This window comes from Ruminococcus sp. 1001136sp1 (assembly GCF_039841815.1).
In the GTDB taxonomy this organism is placed as follows: domain Bacteria; phylum Bacillota; class Clostridia; order Lachnospirales; family Lachnospiraceae; genus Blautia_A; species Blautia_A faecis.
Genome location: NZ_JBDPGY010000009.1, coordinates 148726 through 165365, shown reverse-complemented (window position 1 = coordinate 165365; position 16640 = coordinate 148726). Strand labels below are relative to the sequence as shown.

General features: G+C 44.1%; 14 protein-coding genes and 1 pseudogene. 4 read left to right on the top strand and 11 right to left on the bottom strand.

From position 1 onward, the window contains the following. Positions 1-125: 125 nt before the first annotated feature. The 4 genes from larC to feoB all read right to left on the bottom strand — a co-directional run bounded on the left by larC (position 126) and on the right by feoB (position 7279). Positions 126-1667 (bottom strand): nickel pincer cofactor biosynthesis protein LarC, encoded by a 1542-nt coding sequence (larC, locus tag ABHC48_RS10080; protein ID WP_195699995.1) that lies wholly within the window; start codon positions 1665-1667, stop codon positions 126-128. Positions 1668-1715: 48 nt separating this feature from the next. Beyond that, on the bottom strand, positions 1716-2462 hold the full coding sequence (gene larB / locus ABHC48_RS10075; RefSeq protein WP_173774229.1) for a nickel pincer cofactor biosynthesis protein LarB: 747 nt from the start codon (positions 2460-2462) through the stop codon (positions 1716-1718). Positions 2463-2743: 281 nt separating this feature from the next. Further along, positions 2744-4831 (bottom strand): MMPL family transporter, encoded by a 2088-nt coding sequence (locus ABHC48_RS10070; protein ID WP_195409725.1) that lies wholly within the window; start codon positions 4829-4831, stop codon positions 2744-2746. Between the two features lie 102 nt (positions 4832-4933). Continuing rightward, on the bottom strand, positions 4934-7279 hold the full coding sequence (gene feoB, locus ABHC48_RS10065) for a ferrous iron transport protein B (protein WP_195699994.1): 2346 nt from the start codon (positions 7277-7279) through the stop codon (positions 4934-4936). Positions 7280-7824: 545 nt separating this feature from the next. Between feoB and ABHC48_RS10060 the strand changes: the two genes are divergently transcribed. After that, the gene (locus ABHC48_RS10060; RefSeq protein WP_195699993.1) at positions 7825-8409 is read left to right on the top strand and encodes a manganese efflux pump MntP family protein; all 585 of its coding nucleotides are present in this window, start codon (positions 7825-7827) and stop codon (positions 8407-8409) included. 145 nt (positions 8410-8554) lie between these two features. Here the strand turns inward: ABHC48_RS10060 and ABHC48_RS10055 are convergent, their stop codons facing one another. The 4 genes from ABHC48_RS10055 to ABHC48_RS10040 all read right to left on the bottom strand — a co-directional run bounded on the left by ABHC48_RS10055 (position 8555) and on the right by ABHC48_RS10040 (position 12608). After that, positions 8555-9559, bottom strand: coding sequence for a calcium/sodium antiporter (locus tag ABHC48_RS10055; RefSeq protein ID WP_148461874.1), 1005 nt, complete (start codon positions 9557-9559; stop codon positions 8555-8557). 324 nt (positions 9560-9883) lie between these two features. Continuing rightward, entirely contained in the window at positions 9884-10255 is a 372-nt protein-coding gene (locus ABHC48_RS10050) for a metalloregulator ArsR/SmtB family transcription factor (protein ID WP_148461875.1), read from the bottom strand. 22 nt (positions 10256-10277) lie between these two features. Beyond that, complete coding sequence (locus tag ABHC48_RS10045; RefSeq protein WP_195699992.1) at positions 10278-12146, bottom strand: heavy metal translocating P-type ATPase; 1869 nt, start codon at positions 12144-12146, stop codon at positions 10278-10280. A gap of 243 nt (positions 12147-12389) precedes the next feature. Then, positions 12390-12608 carry a cation transporter gene (locus tag ABHC48_RS10040; RefSeq protein ID WP_118579549.1) on the bottom strand — a complete coding sequence of 73 codons (219 nt, stop codon included), beginning with the start codon at positions 12606-12608 and terminating at the stop codon, positions 12390-12392. Positions 12609-12832: 224 nt separating this feature from the next. Between ABHC48_RS10040 and ABHC48_RS10035 the strand changes: the two genes are divergently transcribed. Continuing rightward, a complete protein-coding gene (locus ABHC48_RS10035) occupies positions 12833-13309 on the top strand; it encodes a small multi-drug export protein (protein ID WP_118579636.1) in 477 nt (158 codons plus the stop codon). Positions 13310-13387: 78 nt separating this feature from the next. Here the strand turns inward: ABHC48_RS10035 and ABHC48_RS10030 are convergent. Next, a pseudogene (locus ABHC48_RS10030) lies at positions 13388-13513 on the bottom strand (DUF6783 domain-containing protein); the annotation flags it as partial. Between ABHC48_RS10030 and ABHC48_RS10025 the strand changes: the two are divergent. Beyond that, a complete protein-coding gene (locus ABHC48_RS10025; RefSeq protein WP_308768423.1) occupies positions 13472-13612 on the top strand; it encodes a DUF6783 domain-containing protein in 141 nt (46 codons plus the stop codon). The pseudogene ABHC48_RS10030 and the gene ABHC48_RS10025 sit on opposite strands and share 42 nt — an antisense overlap. Before the next feature lie 122 nt (positions 13613-13734). Here ABHC48_RS10025 and ABHC48_RS10020 read toward each other — a convergent pair whose 3' ends face one another. Together ABHC48_RS10020 and ABHC48_RS10015 are read right to left on the bottom strand one after the other, a co-directional pair. Further along, entirely contained in the window at positions 13735-14106 is a 372-nt protein-coding gene (locus tag ABHC48_RS10020; RefSeq protein WP_173719399.1) for a PAS domain-containing protein, read from the bottom strand. A 32-nt stretch (positions 14107-14138) separates the two neighbouring features. After that, positions 14139-14801 (bottom strand): Crp/Fnr family transcriptional regulator, encoded by a 663-nt coding sequence (locus ABHC48_RS10015; protein ID WP_195699991.1) that lies wholly within the window; start codon positions 14799-14801, stop codon positions 14139-14141. 242 nt (positions 14802-15043) lie between these two features. Here ABHC48_RS10015 and hcp point away from each other — a divergent pair, with 242 nt between their 5' ends. Next, entirely contained in the window at positions 15044-16639 is a 1596-nt protein-coding gene (hcp, locus tag ABHC48_RS10010) for a hydroxylamine reductase (RefSeq protein ID WP_243284558.1), read from the top strand. The last annotated feature ends 1 nt before the right edge of the window (position 16640 follow it).

The window sequence follows — 16640 nt, the reverse complement described above, 5'->3', positions numbered from 1 at the left end:
ATAAACTTCTTTTTGGAAAAAAGCCAAACTGTATTGTAACATACTCTTTCCCAGGTTGCAATATTGCGATTTAACCTGGAAGCGATCAATCAGTTACTGTGTTACTCCGTGACCAATAACATCAATCATTCCAGATTCTTACTTGCATCTACTGCCATCTGGTAGGCTTCTGCATAAGAAATTCCAGTCTTTCTGCAGATTTCCGCCAGGCTTTCATACTCCGGATAGCATTTCTCTGCTCCTTCTGAACCGCAGATTTTCACTTCCACCTCACCGAAGGGAATCATTACTTTCCGCTTTCTCCGGGGCAAAATCGTGCGCTCCATCTTGACCCTGCGGATACCAATACTGGTAGTTTCTGCAAAAATCAAAGCTTCCATTCCCGGGACATCTTCTTCCTTACAGATTACGGTAAGAAGCCATGCAGGACGGTTTTTCTTCATATATACAGGAGTATAATGCACATCCCTTGCACCGGCCTCAAAAAGCTTCTCCATGACAAAGCCAAGTACTTCACCGCTGCAGTCATCGATGTTTGTTTCCAGCTTGTAGATGTAATCTGCACAATCCGCGCTTTCCGTAACACCGGTCTGAATTTTGGCAGCAGCTTCCCGATTGAAAATTTCAGCAGTTTCATTTGCCGCACTTTCATTTCCTGCCGGAATTCCCACCGTTTTTTCCGGTTTATGGGATTCTTCCGGGTGAATCAGCATTGCACGCAGGATTCCCGGACACTCATACGTCCTCTTGCCAGCTCCGATACCTGTTTTCTCAATTGCAAAGGTCTCCGGTAATTTGCAGGAAGTACGTACTGCTGCCACAATTGCCGCACCTGTAGGAGTTACCAGTTCACCCTGTACCGGAGTGATCCGCAGATCCAGGCCACACTGCTGTACAATATGGGTTACCGCCGGAACCGGAACTGGTAAAATGCCATGCTGGCAGCGGACCGTACCCATTCCTTCACATAATACAGGTACAATGACCTCTGTAATTCCAAGATTGTCCAGGCAGACTGCCACGGACAAAATATCTACAATGGAATCCACAGCTCCAACTTCGTGGAAATGCACCTCCTCCACCGGAACATTGTGGGCTTTTGCTTCTGCCTTTGCCAGAATCTGAAAAATTTTAAGAGCAATATCTCTGGCGCCGTCAGTCATCTTTGTGTCAGCAAGTATCTGACAGATTTCGTTCATACCGCGATGTTTGTGATGACGATGGGGCTCGTGAGTATGTGCTGCTATCTCATCTCCATGATCATGTCCATGTGCTGCCACATTCTTTACAGCTGCCTCATGGCTATGCTCATACTGGTGATTATGTTCTTCTGCCATATGCGTATGACTGTGATTATGTTCTTCTGCCTCATGCGTATGACTGTGATTATGTTCTTCTGCCCCATGCGTATGACTATGATCATGTCCATGCAGATACTCCATATCATGGTCATGTCCGTCTATCTCTGCATCCAGGATTACATCGAAATCACAGGCATCAATCCCGGATTTCGTCACCCTGCTTACTTTTATCTCAAATCCCTGCACCGGAATACTTTCAAGTACATCCTCCAGCACCTTCTGATCTGCTCCCAGATCCAGCAGCGCTGCCACTGTCATATCTCCACTGATTCCGGAATAACACTCCAGATATAATGATTTTCCCATAATTCTCCTCGTTGCAAATTTATCAAATTGCTTTTCAATTTGTGTCTCTTACTTACCAAGCGCCAGCCGGTTCATCTGCGTTGCCAGATATCCGGCTCCATATCCATTGTCAATATTCACGGTGGCAATTCCATTGGCACAGGAATTGATCATGGTCAGAAGTGCTGATAATCCATGGAAATTCGCTCCATATCCCACAGACGTAGGCACCGCGATCACCGGTCGGCTTACAAGACCGCCCATAACACTGGCAAGAGCACCCTCCATGCCAGCCACAGCCACAACACAATTCGCGTCCTGAATGATCTCCAGCCTGGAAAACAGCCTGTGCATTCCACTTACACCAACATCATAAATCCGTTCCACGTGAGTTCCAAAATATTCTGCAGTCTGTGCTGCTTCCTCGGCCACTGGAATATCTGCAGTGCCTGCAGTACAGACAGCCACCTTTCCCTCATGAATCTTATCTGGTTTCTCTATTTTCAGGATTCTGGAAACAGGGTCATACTGAACTTCCGGAAACTTCTCCTTCACCAGCTCATACTGTGCCTGGGAAGCCCTTGTTCCAAGTACTTCTCCCTCTTCCATATATAAACGCTCAAATATTTTCAGCAAATGGGCATCTGCCTTATTGCTGCAGTAAATCACCTCTGCGAAACCAGTACGGGCTTTTCTCCCCGTATCCAGCTTGGCATAATCCATTTCCTTGTAACCATCCTGTCGAATCAGCTTCCCTGCTGCTTCCGGAGAAAGTCCTCCCATTTGCACCTGGGCAAGGATTTCTTCTAGTGTCATGTACAAATCACTCCATTTCCTAAAACGTATTTGAAAAAGGCATTCTGCAAAATGTACGTCACAATTTGCGGGAATCTTTTTTCAAACAGGCTCTAAAATGCAACACAATTATAACGTTTTCTGCTCTTTTATTCAACAAAAAAATCCTGCCTCATTTTGCTGAAGCAGGATTTCTATGCATCGCGAAGCGTGTTACTTGTCACGGAGCGAACCGTAACGGATTTCTTCCAAAGCCGGCTGTTCTGAGCGTAATCAGCGCTCCCAGGACGTCTGATTATGTTTTATTTCGCTTTGGCTGCCTTTTTATCTCCAAGGAAACCAATAGATGTAACACAGATCAGTTTATCGAAGATCATAAACATAGCTGGTAAGATAAACAGTACAACTACCATACTGATGATCGCACCACGGGCAAGCAATGTACAGATAGAACCGATCATCTCAACCTGTGAATAACAGGAAACACCGAAGGTTGCTGCGAAAAAGCTGAGACCACTGCTGATAATGGACGGCATGCTGGTCTTATGGGCAATGCTGATGGCTTCCATCTTATTCTTACCGTGCTGTCTCTCTCTCTGATAACGGGTAGTCATCAGGATCGCATAGTCAACGGTTGCACCCAGCTGGATGGCACCAATAACAATACTTGCAACGAACGGAAGGCTGATTCCCTGATAGTACGGAATGGCCATATTGACAAAAATCGCAAACTCAATAACCGCAACCAGAATGATCGGAAGGGAAATTGATTTAAAGATAATCATAATGATCAGGAAAATGGCACCGATGGAGATTACATTTACACGAACCAGATCGGCATCTGTGGTATCCTGAAGATCTTTCATAAGCGGTGCCTCACCGATTACCATTGCAGTATTATCGTATTTCTTTACTATTTTATCAATTTCTGCAAGCTGGGCATTTACCTCATCTGTAGCAGAACCATATTCAGAGCATACAAATGCAAGCTCATATTGATCTCCTTTGAAAATCTTCTTCAGATCATCCGGGATCATAGACTCCGGAACGGTAGGTCCGATCAGGGAATTCATACCCAGACTCCACTTCACACCCTCAACCTTATCAATATCATTTAACATCTGCTGTTTCTGCTTGGAGTCCATATTCTTATCCATCATAATCATATGGATATTGCCTACTGCGAAAGTTTTCTCCAGCTCATCATTGGCAATGTTGCAATCCAAAGTGGATGGAAGAGATTCTGCAATATTATAGTAAATTTTTGTATGATTGTTTCCATAAATAGCCGGAAGCAGAAGCACCAGGAAAATCACAGTCCAAAGCTTGTAATGCTTCGTAATAAATGCAGACGGTTTATCCAGTCTGGCCAAAAGCAGCTTATGCTGTGTTTTCTCGATTGGTTTGTCGAAAAACAGAACCAGTGCGGGAAGAACGGTTACACAACAGATAACACCAATGATAACGCCCTTCGCCATTACAATACCAAGGTCACGTCCAAGAGCAAAGGTCATAACACAAAGTGCAACGAAGCCGGCTACTGTGGTAACAGAGCTTCCAGCTACAGACTTAAAAGTATTGGCAATGGCATGACCCATGGCACGGTCCTTTTCTCCAGGAAACCGCTTCTTATTTTCCTCGTAGCTGTTCAGAAGGAAAATGGAATAATCCATGGTAACACCAAGCTGAAGTACTGCGGTAAGTGCCTGTGTAATATAAGAGGTCTCGCCCAGAATAATATTGCTTCCCAGGTTATAAAGGATAGCAAGTCCGATACTGAGCAGGAACAAAAACGGAACAACAAAGGATCCGCTTGTCAGCTCCAGAACGATCAGACTGAGTACCGCCGCGATCACAACGTAAATCGGCAGCTCCTGCATGGCAATGTTCTTAATATCTGTAACAACTCCTGTCATGCCACTGAGGAAGCACTGCTCGTTGGCAATCTTACGTAGTTCTGTGATAGCTTCCATGGAAGTATCTGAAGATGTGGTATTATCGAACAGAACCAGCATCATGGTTGCATCGCCATTTATAAATACCTTTCTGTACTTCTCAGGAATCATCTCTACCGGAAGAGTGATATCCGCCACATCATCATACCAGAGAACATCCTTTACATGCTCTACTTCACTGAATTTCTCTTCCAGCTTCTGGACATCCTTCATATCCATATTCTCCACAATTACCATGGAAAAGGCGCCCATACCAAACTCATCCACCAGAATATCCTGACCTTTTACTGTCTCAAGGGTATCCGGAAGGTAACTTAACAGATCATAATTGACTCTCGTCTCTGCGATTCCGATCACAGACGGGATTACCAGCAAAAGTCCGATCAAAAGCACCAGGACCTTATGCTTGGCTATCCATTTTCCTACTTTGACCATTGATGTCATCTCCTTAAATTCATTTCTTTCGTACTATAGTATAACCCAAAATGACCAATAGTCAATATTATTTTTAACAAAAATGAAAAATAGTCATTTTTCTCAAAATCCGATCAAAACGCCGACGATTTTTACCAAAAATGCCGCAATCCAGGCGATCACACACTGACCGATCACCACTCCTGCTGCCCACTTTCCGCCAAGCTCACGTTTTACAGAAGCGATTGCGGCTACACAAGGGGTATATAAAAGGCAGAAGGTAAGAAGGCACACTGCTGCCAGCGGAGAAAGCACCTCCACCAGTGCCGCTGTGCTTCCAAATAATATGGACAATGTGGAAACCACGCTCTCCTTTGCCATGAAACCTGTTACAAGAGCTGTGGAAAATCTCCAGTCTCCAAAGCCAAGAGGCCCAAATATCGGTGCAATAAATCCGGCAAGTACTGCAAGAATACTGTCTTTGGAATTTGTCACAATATTCAAATGCAGATCAAAGGTCTGTAAAAACCAGATCACAATGGTTGCCACAAAAATAACAGTAAAGGCTCTCTGAAGAAAATCCTTTGCTTTTTCCCAAAGAAGCTGGCCAACGTTTTTTGCACCTGGAAGACGATAATTAGGAAGCTCCATTACAAAGGGAACCGCTTCTCCCTTAAACATGGTTTTTCCAAAAATCAGTGCCATCAGGATTCCCATAATAATTCCGCCGAAATAAAGTGCTATCATTACCAGTGCACCGTATTTCGGGAAAAAGGCAGCTGTAAAGAAAGCATAAATAGGAAGCTTTGCCGAACAGCTCATAAAAGGAGTAAGGAGGATCGTCATCTTACGGTCACGCTCTGAGGGCAGGGTTCTGCTTGCCATAACGCCGGGAACTGTGCATCCAAAGCCTACAAGCATTGGGACAATGCTTCGTCCGGAAAGTCCAATCTTTCGAAGCAGCTTATCCATTACAAATGCCACTCTGGCCATGTAGCCACTGTCTTCCAGAAGTGACAGGAAGAAAAACAGGGTGACGATAATCGGCAGAAAGCTGAGCACACTTCCAACTCCATTGAAAATACCGTCAATCACAAGAGAATGAAGCACATTATTTACGTTCCAGGCAGTCATTGCCTGATCCACCACTGCAGTCAGCCAGGTAATTCCCATATCCAGAAGATCCGAAAGTCCCTTTCCGATCACACCAAAGGTCAGCCAGAAAACCAGAGCCATAATACCTGCAAAGCATGGAATAGCTGTATATTTACCTGTAAGTATTTTATCCATCTTCTGACTACGCAGATGCTCCTTGCTCTCATGAGGCTTAATCACGGTCTCCGCACAGACCTTTTCAATAAAATCAAAGCGCATATGGGCAATCGCTGCGGACCGATCAAGCCCACGCTCCGTCTCCATCTGCTTTACAATATGCTCCAGGGTTTCTTTTTCATTCTGATCCAGTCCAAGTTTTTCCAAGATCAGTTCATCCCCTTCTGCCAGCTTACTGGCAGCAAAACGTACCGGGATATCTGCCTGCTGAGCATGATCCTCAATGAGATGCATAATTCCATGAAGACATCTGTGAACGGCTCCGCCGTCATCGTTTGCATCACAGAAATCCAGCCGCTTTGGTTTTTCCTGATATTTTGCCACATGAATGGCATGTGCAACCAATTCATCAATACCTTCATTTTTCGCTGCTGAAATAGGTACTACAGGAATTCCAAGCGCCTCTTCCATCTGGTTCACACGTACAGAACCGCCATTCTGCCTTACCTCGTCCATCATATTCAATGCCAGGACCATAGGAACATCCAGTTCCATCAGCTGCATGGTAAGATATAGATTTCTCTCAATATTGGTTGCATCCACAATATTGATAATTCCTTTTGGATGCTGTTCCAGAATAAAGCTTCTGGTTACGATTTCCTCGCTGGTATAGGGGGACATGGAGTAAATTCCCGGCAGGTCTGTCACCAGAGTATTCTTTTTTCCACGGATAATACCATCCTTGCGGTCTACAGTAACTCCAGGAAAGTTGCCTACATGCTGACTGGAGCCGGTTAACTGATTAAACAGGGTTGTTTTACCGCAGTTCTGGTTTCCTGCCAGCGCAAAGGTAAGAAGCTCACTGTCAGGAAGGGGATGTTCATCTGCTTTTTCATGATATTTACCGCCCTCGCCCAGACCTGGATGAGGAATCGCCCTGACACGGCTGCCTCGTTTCTGTTCTTTTTCATCCCTTACATTATCAATCTGAATCTGGGCAGCATCTGCAAGACGCAGGGTCAGCTCATAGCTATGTATCCTGACTTCAACAGGGTCACCCATAGGTGCATATTTTACCATGGTCACGTCAGCCATGGGAATGATTCCCATATCCAGGAAATGCTGCCGCAGGGCACCCTCTCCTCCTACTACTGTAACTGTGGCAGTTTTCCCGATGGGAAGGTCTTTTAATGTCATATGTACTTGTCCTCTTTTCCCATATGTAAGATTTTTGTTGCTGTTCAAAACTAAGCAGCAACCATTTTTGATAAAATTCGTCTGCTAATGATAAATTTTATCATTAATGTTACAGGAGTTAGTTTATTCTAATATCATCAGGATGTCAATATTATTGAGAAAAATTATTGACAATTTTATCATTATCTGATAAAGTTACAAAACAAGGTTTCCCTGTGAGGGAGTAGCAAGCGTGTCCATAGACGCGTGGCAAGTCAACATACCGACCGTATGAATCTGTTTGTATAGATTGCTGTTCACTGAATGAACAGCAGCTTTTAAAGCAGTGTTTCGATCTGGCTTGCATTAAATTGCGAGACTCATGTATAACGTTATGCTATACATGGAGTCTGTCCTTTTATAAGAATGCAGATGACCCATATATAGCCTGTGGTTATATATTGGGTCTTTTTTCATGCTGTAAGAGGCTTTACTAAACGATCTGTTTCCATAGCAAATTAAAAAATGGAAACCAGCAATAAAATACATTACGGAGGAATGTAAAAATGAACTACAGTTTTGTGTTTTTTCTGAACAGCGCCCTGCTTGGAGTCGGACTTGCAATGGATGCTTTTTCTGTGTCCCTGGCAAACGGCCTTCACGAGCCCAAGATGCGCATGAAAAAAATGTGCGGCATTGCGGGCACATTCGGTGCTTTTCAGGCCATCATGCCAATGACCGGATGGTTATGTGTCCACACCATTGTAGAATACTTCCGGACATTTGAGAAATTTATTCCATGGATTGCGCTGATCCTTCTTTGCTATATCGGAGGCTCCATGCTGATCAATGGTATCCGGGGAACCGATGAGGGTGATGAAATTCCGGGAGTTGGTCCCAAAGCCCTTTTCGTTCAGGGCATTGCAACCTCCATTGATGCCCTGTCCGTAGGATTCACCATCTCAGAGTATGACTGGCTGATGGCTCTTGTCTGTTCCCTGATCATTGCCATAGTCACATTCTTTATCTGCATGACCGGACTTTCCCTTGGAAAACGCTTCGGAACCAGGCTTTCCAACAAGGCGGATATTCTCGGCGGCGTCATTCTTATTGCAATTGGTCTGGAAATTTTTATGAGCAATATGTTTTAATTTTTTCAGCATATTTATCACTATTTAATAGGTACTGTTCCGCAAGGTGTTTTACTATATAAGCGTTGATTTTTACCTGTTGTCCAATCAAAAAAAGCTTTCATCTCTCCCTTTGCGGGATAGATGAAAGCTTTTTCTGCTTTTATTAACGGGCAATAATATATGCGCAATAAACCAAATATACCACTACCATTATAATACCCTCTTTGCGCTCAATTTTTTTCCTGGTTCCTGCAAAGATCCAGACCATAACCGAAAATACCATAAGAAGCACTATATCGATTATGTTTTCCCGGATCAACGCTACCGGACTGATAGCAGATGAGATTCCAAGAACCATCAGAATATTGAAAATATTGGATCCGACTGCATTTCCAACAGCCATATCAACTTCATTTTTTCTTGCTGCAACTACAGAGGTTACAAGCTCAGGAAGTGAAGTTCCGATAGACACAATGGTAAGCCCGACCAGAGTCTGGCTCATTCCAAGCTCTATTGCAATCCTGCTGGCTGTATCAACGGTAAGGTCACCGCCAAAAGCAATTGCAGCTGCACCCACGATCAGAAAGAGAATACTTTTGCCGTATGACAGCTCTTTCATATTGTCACATTCTTCAACGCCTTCTATTTCAACCTTCTGTCCTGCAGCACGCGCTTTCATTGCGCTTCGTACCATTGTGAAAATGTATCCTGCAAACACGATCAGGAAAATAACTCCATCTGCATGACCCAGCGTCATTCCCGTCTTATCTCCCAGTCCTGAAATTCCCAGTACAAGCAGAAATAGTGCACAGCCTAAAGACAAGGGAATATCTCTTACCACAGTTGCTTTCTGGACCATAATCGGCGTCAGAATTGAACAGACACCAATTACAAACATCAGATTAAAAATATTGGATCCTACTACATTGCTGACCGCAAGTTCATTATTCTGTACCAGAGAAGCAGTCACACTCACGGCTGTTTCTGGCAGTGAAGTTCCCATAGCCACAATCGTAAGACCAATGATGATGGGCGGAACCTTTAACTTCTTCGCAATGCTGGAACTTCCCTCCACAAAAAAGTCAGCCCCTTTTACCAGAAAAGCAAATCCCACTGCCAGCAGCAGAATAACAGCTGCAATTGGCAATCCATTAATAATATTTTGCATAATACTCTCCTTTTGTTATCCGCATATTTTTACCTTTACAAATTCTCCAGAGTGTGTTTGAAAAGGCTTTCTGCAAAATGAATGCTACAAAACAGCATTTACTTCATAAGCCTTCTTCTTTGGAATCACATCTGCCGCAAATGTAAAAAGACCCATGTATGCCATAACATGCATACATGAGTCTCATTCTTTAAGATTTGCCAGGCCAGAATCAGATCCGATCAAAGCCGCGACTGTTGACAAACCACGTTTTCACGCAAACTACTCCCTCACAGAATCCATATGTGTAGTTAATATACCAAATTGCCGTTAAGAAGTCAACCTCTAATCTTCCTCTATATGCTCTCTTCCCTGGTCAATGATTGTCCGAACATGCTCATCTGCCAGAGAATAGAATATAGATTTTCCATCCCTGCGGCTTTTTACCAGTTTATTCTGTTTCAGGATACGAAGCTGGTGGGAAATAGCTGACTGGGTCATGTTCAATGCCTTTGCCAGGTCGCACACGCACACCTCTGCTTCAAAAAGTACAAACAGGATCCGGATCCTGGTAGAATCTCCAAACACCTTGAACAGCTCTGCCAGATCATACAGCTCGTTTTCCTCCGGGATGGTCTCGTTTACAATTTGCAGAAGATTTTCATGAACCTCACAGCAATCACAGATTTCCACTTCTTTATCTATGTCTTTTTTCATTCTGAATACCTCGATATCATCATCAAAGATTTTTCACAAACAAAGTACGGATTGCATTGAGCACTGCCAGTACCATAACTCCTACATCTGCAAAAATGGCTATCCACATGTTTGCAATGCCGAGGGCACCAAGTACCAGGCAGATCAGTTTCACGCCAATTGCAAAATAAATATTTTCATATACAATTCGCATACACTTCTTGGCAATGCGAATGGCTTTCCCAATCTTCAACGGGTCATCGTCCATCAGAACAACGTCAGCCGCCTCGATTGCAGCATCAGAACCAAGCGCCCCCATTGCAATACCAATATCCGCTCTTGAAAGAACCGGTGCATCATTGATTCCGTCTCCAACAAAGGCAAGCTTCTCTTTTTCAGACTTGTTTGAAAGAAGCTCTTCCACCTTGGAAACCTTATCCGCAGGAAGAAGCTCGCTGTGAACCTCTCCGATTCCAAGGTCAGCTGCTACAGACTCTGCTACTTTTTTTCCGTCACCGGTGAGCATAACCGTTCTTGTAATGCCTGCTTTTTTCAGGTTCTCAATTGCCTCTTTGGCATGAGGTTTGATAATGTCAGAAATCAGGATATGACCTGCATATTTTCCATCCACAGCCATATGGACAACCGTTCCTACATGATGGCACTCTTTGTACGCAATACCAAGACGGTTCATCAGCTTCGCGTTGCCGGCAGCTACAGACACACCGTCCACCTTTGCAATAACACCGTTTCCACCGATTTCCTCAATGTCTGTGACACGGCTGCGGTCAATTGGCTTGCCATATGCTTTCTGAAGGCTCTTGCTGATGGGGTGTGAGGAAGAGCACTCTGCATATGCTGCATATTCCAGAAGCTTTGCATCCTCCATCTCATTATGGTGGATTCCGCTGACCTCGAATACGCCCTTTGTCATAGTACCTGTTTTATCAAAAACAACAATCTTCGTCTGGGAAAGTGTCTCCAGATAGTTGGAGCCCTTTACCAGAACGCCCTGATTGCTGGCACCACCGATTCCAGCAAAGAAACTGAGGGGAATGCTGATCACCAGTGCACATGGACAGCTGATTACAAGGAACGTCAGGGCACGGTAGATCCAGTCTCCCCATTCCGGAGAAAGTCCCATAAACAGCATTCTGCAAAGAGGCGGAATAACTGCAAGTACCAGAGCACTGTAGCAGACTGCCGGGGTATAATATCTTGCAAATTTTGAAATAAAGTTTTCAGATCTGGATTTCTTGGAGCTGGAGTTCTCAACAAGGTCCAGGATCTTGGAAACCGTAGATTCACCAAATTCCTTCGTGGTGCGGATTTTCAATACACCTGTCATGTTAATGCAGCCGCTGATGATCTCATCTCCCACTTTTGCATCTCGCGGAAGGCTTTCTCCTGTCAATGCGCTTGTATTTAATGTGGAATTTCCGTCTTCAATCATTCCGTCAATTGGAATCTTCTCTCCCGGCTGAACCACAATGATAGTTCCAATCTCTACCTCGTCCGGATCTACCTTTTCCAGCTTGCCGTCCTGCTGGATATTTGCATAATCCGGACGGATATCCATCAGCTCGCTGATATTTCTTCTGCTCTTTCCAACGGCATAACTCTGGAAAAGTTCTCCGATCTGGTAAAACAGCATAACCGCAGTGCCTTCCTGATAATCGCCGAGAGCAATGGCACCAATTGTGGCAACTGCCATCAGAAAGTTTTCATCAAATACCTGACGGTTCCTAATTCCCTTAAACGCTTTTTTCAGAATATCATAACCGATCACCAGATATGGGATCATGTAAAGTGCCATTCGAAGAAAGCCATCTACCGGAAGAAAGCGCAGCAAAACCAAAAGGACAAAAGCAATAATAATTCTGGTCAATACTTTTTTCTGCTTCTTGTTCATATTCTTTCACATGCCCTGAGGGCACGGCCTCCATTATAATGATGTCGCTGGCACGCGACATATTCGCTTAATTCATTTGCGTGACTGAACAGAATACATCCTGTCCGGTTATTGTCTTACTGTTCACTCTGTGCCTAGAGCCTGTTTGAAAAATCATTCCCGCAATCTCCCACAAATTGTGACGTACATCTTGCAGAAAGCCTTTTTCAAACACGCTCTAGTAACTGCTTTTCCTCATTGTTTTTATAAGAAGATCTCGCAGTCGTCTTCTACTTTCTTACAGTTCTTCAGGACTTCCTGCATAACAGCCTTCGGCTCCTGTCCATCTTCAAACTCAACGATCATTTTCAGAGTCATGAAGTTTACAGTCGCATCCTTAACACCAGCAGTGTTCTTAGCAGCTTCCTCCATCTTGTTTGCACAGTTTGCGCAGTCAACATCAATCTTGTAAGTTTTTTTCATGGTAGTGGTCTCCTTTTGAAAATGTTCTCTTTTTCATATGAACAATTATTCATATGTTTGTTTTTATTATAGCATTTAAATAACTTCTGTCAATAGGTTTGGAATAAAATCTTTCTTTTTCCTGTATTAATATAGTAATTTCTTTTTTTGCTCTGTTCAATTCTATTTTTTTCGTGTATAATAACCCAGATGTTATTGGAATGAAATTAGAGGAGATTTTAAACATGAAAAGTTATTTAATCGTTTTTCTCATTTCTATGGTACCGCTGATCGAGCTGCGTGGCGCGATTCCGTATGCTGTAGGTTTCGGAATTCCGCTGGTTCCGGCGTACATTATCGCCATTATCGGAAACATGCTTCCAGTACCTTTTATCTATTTCTTCGCCCGCAAGGTTCTGGAGTGGGGCAAGGATAAACCGGTGATCGGGCGCTTCTTTACCTTCTGTCTTGAAAAAGGGGAAAAAGGAGGAAAGGCCCTTCAGGCAAAGGCCGGCCGCGGATTATTCGTAGCGCTTCTGCTCTTCGTAGGAATTCCTCTTCCCGGCACAGGTGCCTGGACCGGAACCCTGGCTGCTAGCCTTCTGGACATGGACTTTAAGTCAAGTGTTCTGGCTGTAATGCTTGGTGTCATTCTGGCTGGTCTTATTATGGGCGCTGCAAGTGCAGGACTTTTTGGGGCATTATTTGCAGTATTCAGCTGACAGGATTACAAGAAAAAGTATATGAAGTTTATCTGATTACGAATAAACTCATATACTTTTTTTATACCTTAAAAGAAACTAAAACAAGCCTCTGTCGTTTTCGCTCGTCTTAGAGCCTGTTTGAAAAATCATTCCTGCAATCTGCACGCCCCACTTTGCGGTATATTTCACCCGAATTCGGTTGTCGTAGCCCGCTACGACGCCCTCATCCGGGCAAAATCTCCCACAAATTGTGACGCACATCTTGCAGAAAGCCTTTTTCAAACACGCTCTAGTTTCTTTTCCCACTCATTTTTTAATTAATGTTTTTGTTCCTGTTCACAGAAAACCCGAAAATTGCGACGCAAAATCATGCGAATACATGATTTCTGTGCATCGCGAAGCGTACTGCTGGTCAGGTCGTAAGCAGTAACATGTTTTTAGCTTCAGAAATTGTAATACGGTTCCTCATCCCGTGCCCGGTACTCATGCTTCTCATAATAGCCTATCAAAGTTCCGTCCTCATCACGCAGGGCTACCATATATACGTCCTTCGCCTGTTTCTCATTATAAAAAGTATGGATCCGGTTGTGCTCCTTATCTTCTTCAAACCAGGCAACCACTTTTTCAATTATTTCCTTTGACTTCGGATTGTGACAATTCATAAGACTTTTTCCAAGCAGTGCCTCACCACCCCATTTATGATAACTCTCCACAGCCTTCGGATTCATGTAGATAATTTCATGCTTCAGGTTGCAGATGACAACGGATGCAACATCCTGATCGATAATACTTTTAAAATATGGTGTCAGATTCATTTTAAATTTTCCCTCCTGCTATAAAGCCTTTTTCAAACACGCTCCAGATAATGGATCTGGTTTCTGTTTACTTCAATAATCCCTTCTTTTCGCATTTTGCCAAGCTCATTGGAAAGCGCACTTCTGTCTACTCCAAGATAATCAGCCAGTTCCTGCCGGTTAAAGGGGATCATAAACTGGCTGCTGCCCTGCTGCACCATCTCCTGGGAAAAATAGGAAAGCAGCCTCCCCCGGATGGATTTCGGTGCCGTATGAAGGCTTCTTCTGGAAAGTTCCAGGTTCTTCTTCGCCATGACCATCAGCATGTTACGGATCAGTTTCTCATGGCAGGGACAGGTATCCGGACAGGTGTGAAAAATCTTTCCCACCTCCAGAAAAAGGATCTGGCAATCCTCTGCAGCCGTCACCCCTATGAGCAGCTTTTCCCCTGGAATGCAGGCATATGTCTCTCCGAAAACCTGGCCTGGCGCAATCCGATTCAGAATACTCTTGTTTCCCATCATGTCAATGCTCTCAATATGAACACTGCCGTTAAGCACAAGTCCCATCGTCTTCACCTGGTCTCCCACCTGCCAGATCGTGCTGCCCTTGGCATAGCTTTGCGGAGTGGCTTTCAGACAGGAAAGCATGTGCTTTGTTTCTTCTGGACTTGTTCCCTGAAAGAGAAAAGTCCTGGAAAGAAATTCATAATTCATTTTTCTCCTTTTGTTGTTATAACAACATACTTGTTGGTTGGATTATATTATAGTATGCGTACAAAGTCAAGGGCGGAGGCAGAAATAAATTATCCATCTCTGACTTTCTCATGCGAAGCGAAAAGAATTTCCTGTTACTTTTCCTTTCGCAATTACAAAACATTCAGAAACCAATCAACTTATTTTCACGAAATACTTATATCTTATAGAACAATATGATCAAATTCAGGAGGAAACTATTTATGGAACAGAACATGTTTTGCTTTCAGTGTGAACAAACAGCCGGATGTACCGGCTGTACAGGTGCCAAAGGAGTCTGTGGAAAGACCGCGGATACAGCCAGACTTCAGGATGAACTTACCGGAGCTCTCATCGGACTTGCCCATGCAGCAGATGAGAATACACCACTTGCAGAAACCACATGGAAACTGATGGTGGAAGGTCTATTTGCTACCCTTACCAACGTAAGCTTCGATGACAAAGCCATCGCAGAAATCACAGACCGCATCCACCAGGAAAAAGCCCGGCTTCGCCCAGACTGTGGCGGCTGCGCTTCCCCTTGCGGACATAACGACGACTACGATATGAAGCTTCTCTGGAACGCCCAGGAAGACATCCGTTCCCTGAAATCCCTGATTCTCTTTGGAATCCGTGGAATGGCAGCTTATGCCTACCATGCAATGACACTTGGTTATACTGACACAGAAGTAAATGAATTTTTTGCAAAATCACTTTTTGCACTGGGCGAGGACTGGGATATGGACCTGCTTCTTCCTATTGTAATGGAAACAGGTAAATACAATCTTTCCTGCATGGAGCTTCTTGACCGCGCTAACACTGCCACTTACGGCACACCAGCTCCTGTTACAGTACCTCTTACTGTGGAAAAAGGCCCATTCATCGTCATTACCGGTCACGACCTCCATGACCTGAAACTTCTTCTGGAACAAACAGAAGGAAAAGGCATTAATATTTACACCCACGGTGAAATGCTTCCCTGTCATGCTTATCCGGAACTGAAAAAGTACAGTCACCTGAAAGGAAACTTCGGTACTGCATGGCAGAACCAGCAAAAAGAATTTGCAGAGCTCCCAGCTCCTGTTCTTTTTACCACAAACTGCCTGATGCCGCCGAAACCAAGCTACATGGACCGGGTATTTACTACAGGAACTGTCACTTTCCCTGGAACTGTTCACATTAATGAAGAAAAAGATTTCACACCAGTTATCCAGCGTGCCCTGGAGCTTGGCGGATATCAGGAAGACCAGCATTTTACCGGAATCAACGGCGGAACTTCCGTTACAACCGGCTTCTCCCATGGAACCATTCTTGGCGTTGCAGATCAGGTAATTGAAGCTGTAAAAGCAGGTGCTATCCGCCACTTCTTCCTGGTAGCAGGCTGCGACGGCGCAAGAAGCGGACGCAATTACTATACCGATTTTGTAAAGCAGTCTCCTTCTGATTCTGTAATTCTTACACTTGCATGTGGAAAATACAGATTTAACGATCTGGACCTTGGAACCATCGGTGGGCTTCCAAGACTGATGGATATGGGACAGTGCAATGATGCTTACGGCGCGATCAAAGTTGCGGCCGCTCTTGCAGAAGCATTTGGATGTGGGGTAAATGAGCTTCCTCTTTCCATGGTGCTCTCCTGGTATGAGCAGAAAGCAGTTTCCATTCTGCTTACCTTGCTTCACCTTGGAATCAAAAACATCCGTCTCGGCCCGACCCTTCCGGCATTTTTATCACAGAATGTGCTCAATTATCTGATAGATAACTTTGGGATTGCTGCGATTACTACGCCAGAGGAAGATTTGAAAACGTTATTGGGATAAG

What these genes read in the sequence shown, in the direction of transcription:
- larC (WP_195699995.1), bottom strand. Translation starts at nt 1,667, where the DNA reads ATGGGAAAATCATTATATCTGGAGTGTTATTCCGGAATCAGTGGAGAT.
- larB (WP_173774229.1), bottom strand. Translation starts at nt 2,462, where the DNA reads ATGACACTAGAAGAAATCCTTGCCCAGGTGCAAATGGGAGGACTTTCT.
- ABHC48_RS10070 (WP_195409725.1), bottom strand. Translation starts at nt 4,831, where the DNA reads ATGGTCAAAGTAGGAAAATGGATAGCCAAGCATAAGGTCCTGGTGCTT.
- feoB (WP_195699994.1), bottom strand. Translation starts at nt 7,279, where the DNA reads ATGACATTAAAAGACCTTCCCATCGGGAAAACTGCCACAGTTACAGTA.
- ABHC48_RS10060 (WP_195699993.1), top strand. Translation starts at nt 7,825, where the DNA reads ATGAACTACAGTTTTGTGTTTTTTCTGAACAGCGCCCTGCTTGGAGTC.
- ABHC48_RS10055 (WP_148461874.1), bottom strand. Translation starts at nt 9,559, where the DNA reads ATGCAAAATATTATTAATGGATTGCCAATTGCAGCTGTTATTCTGCTG.
- ABHC48_RS10050 (WP_148461875.1), bottom strand. Translation starts at nt 10,255, where the DNA reads ATGAAAAAAGACATAGATAAAGAAGTGGAAATCTGTGATTGCTGTGAG.
- ABHC48_RS10045 (WP_195699992.1), bottom strand. Translation starts at nt 12,146, where the DNA reads ATGAACAAGAAGCAGAAAAAAGTATTGACCAGAATTATTATTGCTTTT.
- ABHC48_RS10040 (WP_118579549.1), bottom strand. Translation starts at nt 12,608, where the DNA reads ATGAAAAAAACTTACAAGATTGATGTTGACTGCGCAAACTGTGCAAAC.
- ABHC48_RS10035 (WP_118579636.1), top strand. Translation starts at nt 12,833, where the DNA reads ATGAAAAGTTATTTAATCGTTTTTCTCATTTCTATGGTACCGCTGATC.
- ABHC48_RS10020 (WP_173719399.1), bottom strand. Translation starts at nt 14,106, where the DNA reads ATGAATCTGACACCATATTTTAAAAGTATTATCGATCAGGATGTTGCA.
- ABHC48_RS10015 (WP_195699991.1), bottom strand. Translation starts at nt 14,801, where the DNA reads ATGAATTATGAATTTCTTTCCAGGACTTTTCTCTTTCAGGGAACAAGT.
- hcp (WP_243284558.1), top strand. Translation starts at nt 15,044, where the DNA reads ATGGAACAGAACATGTTTTGCTTTCAGTGTGAACAAACAGCCGGATGT.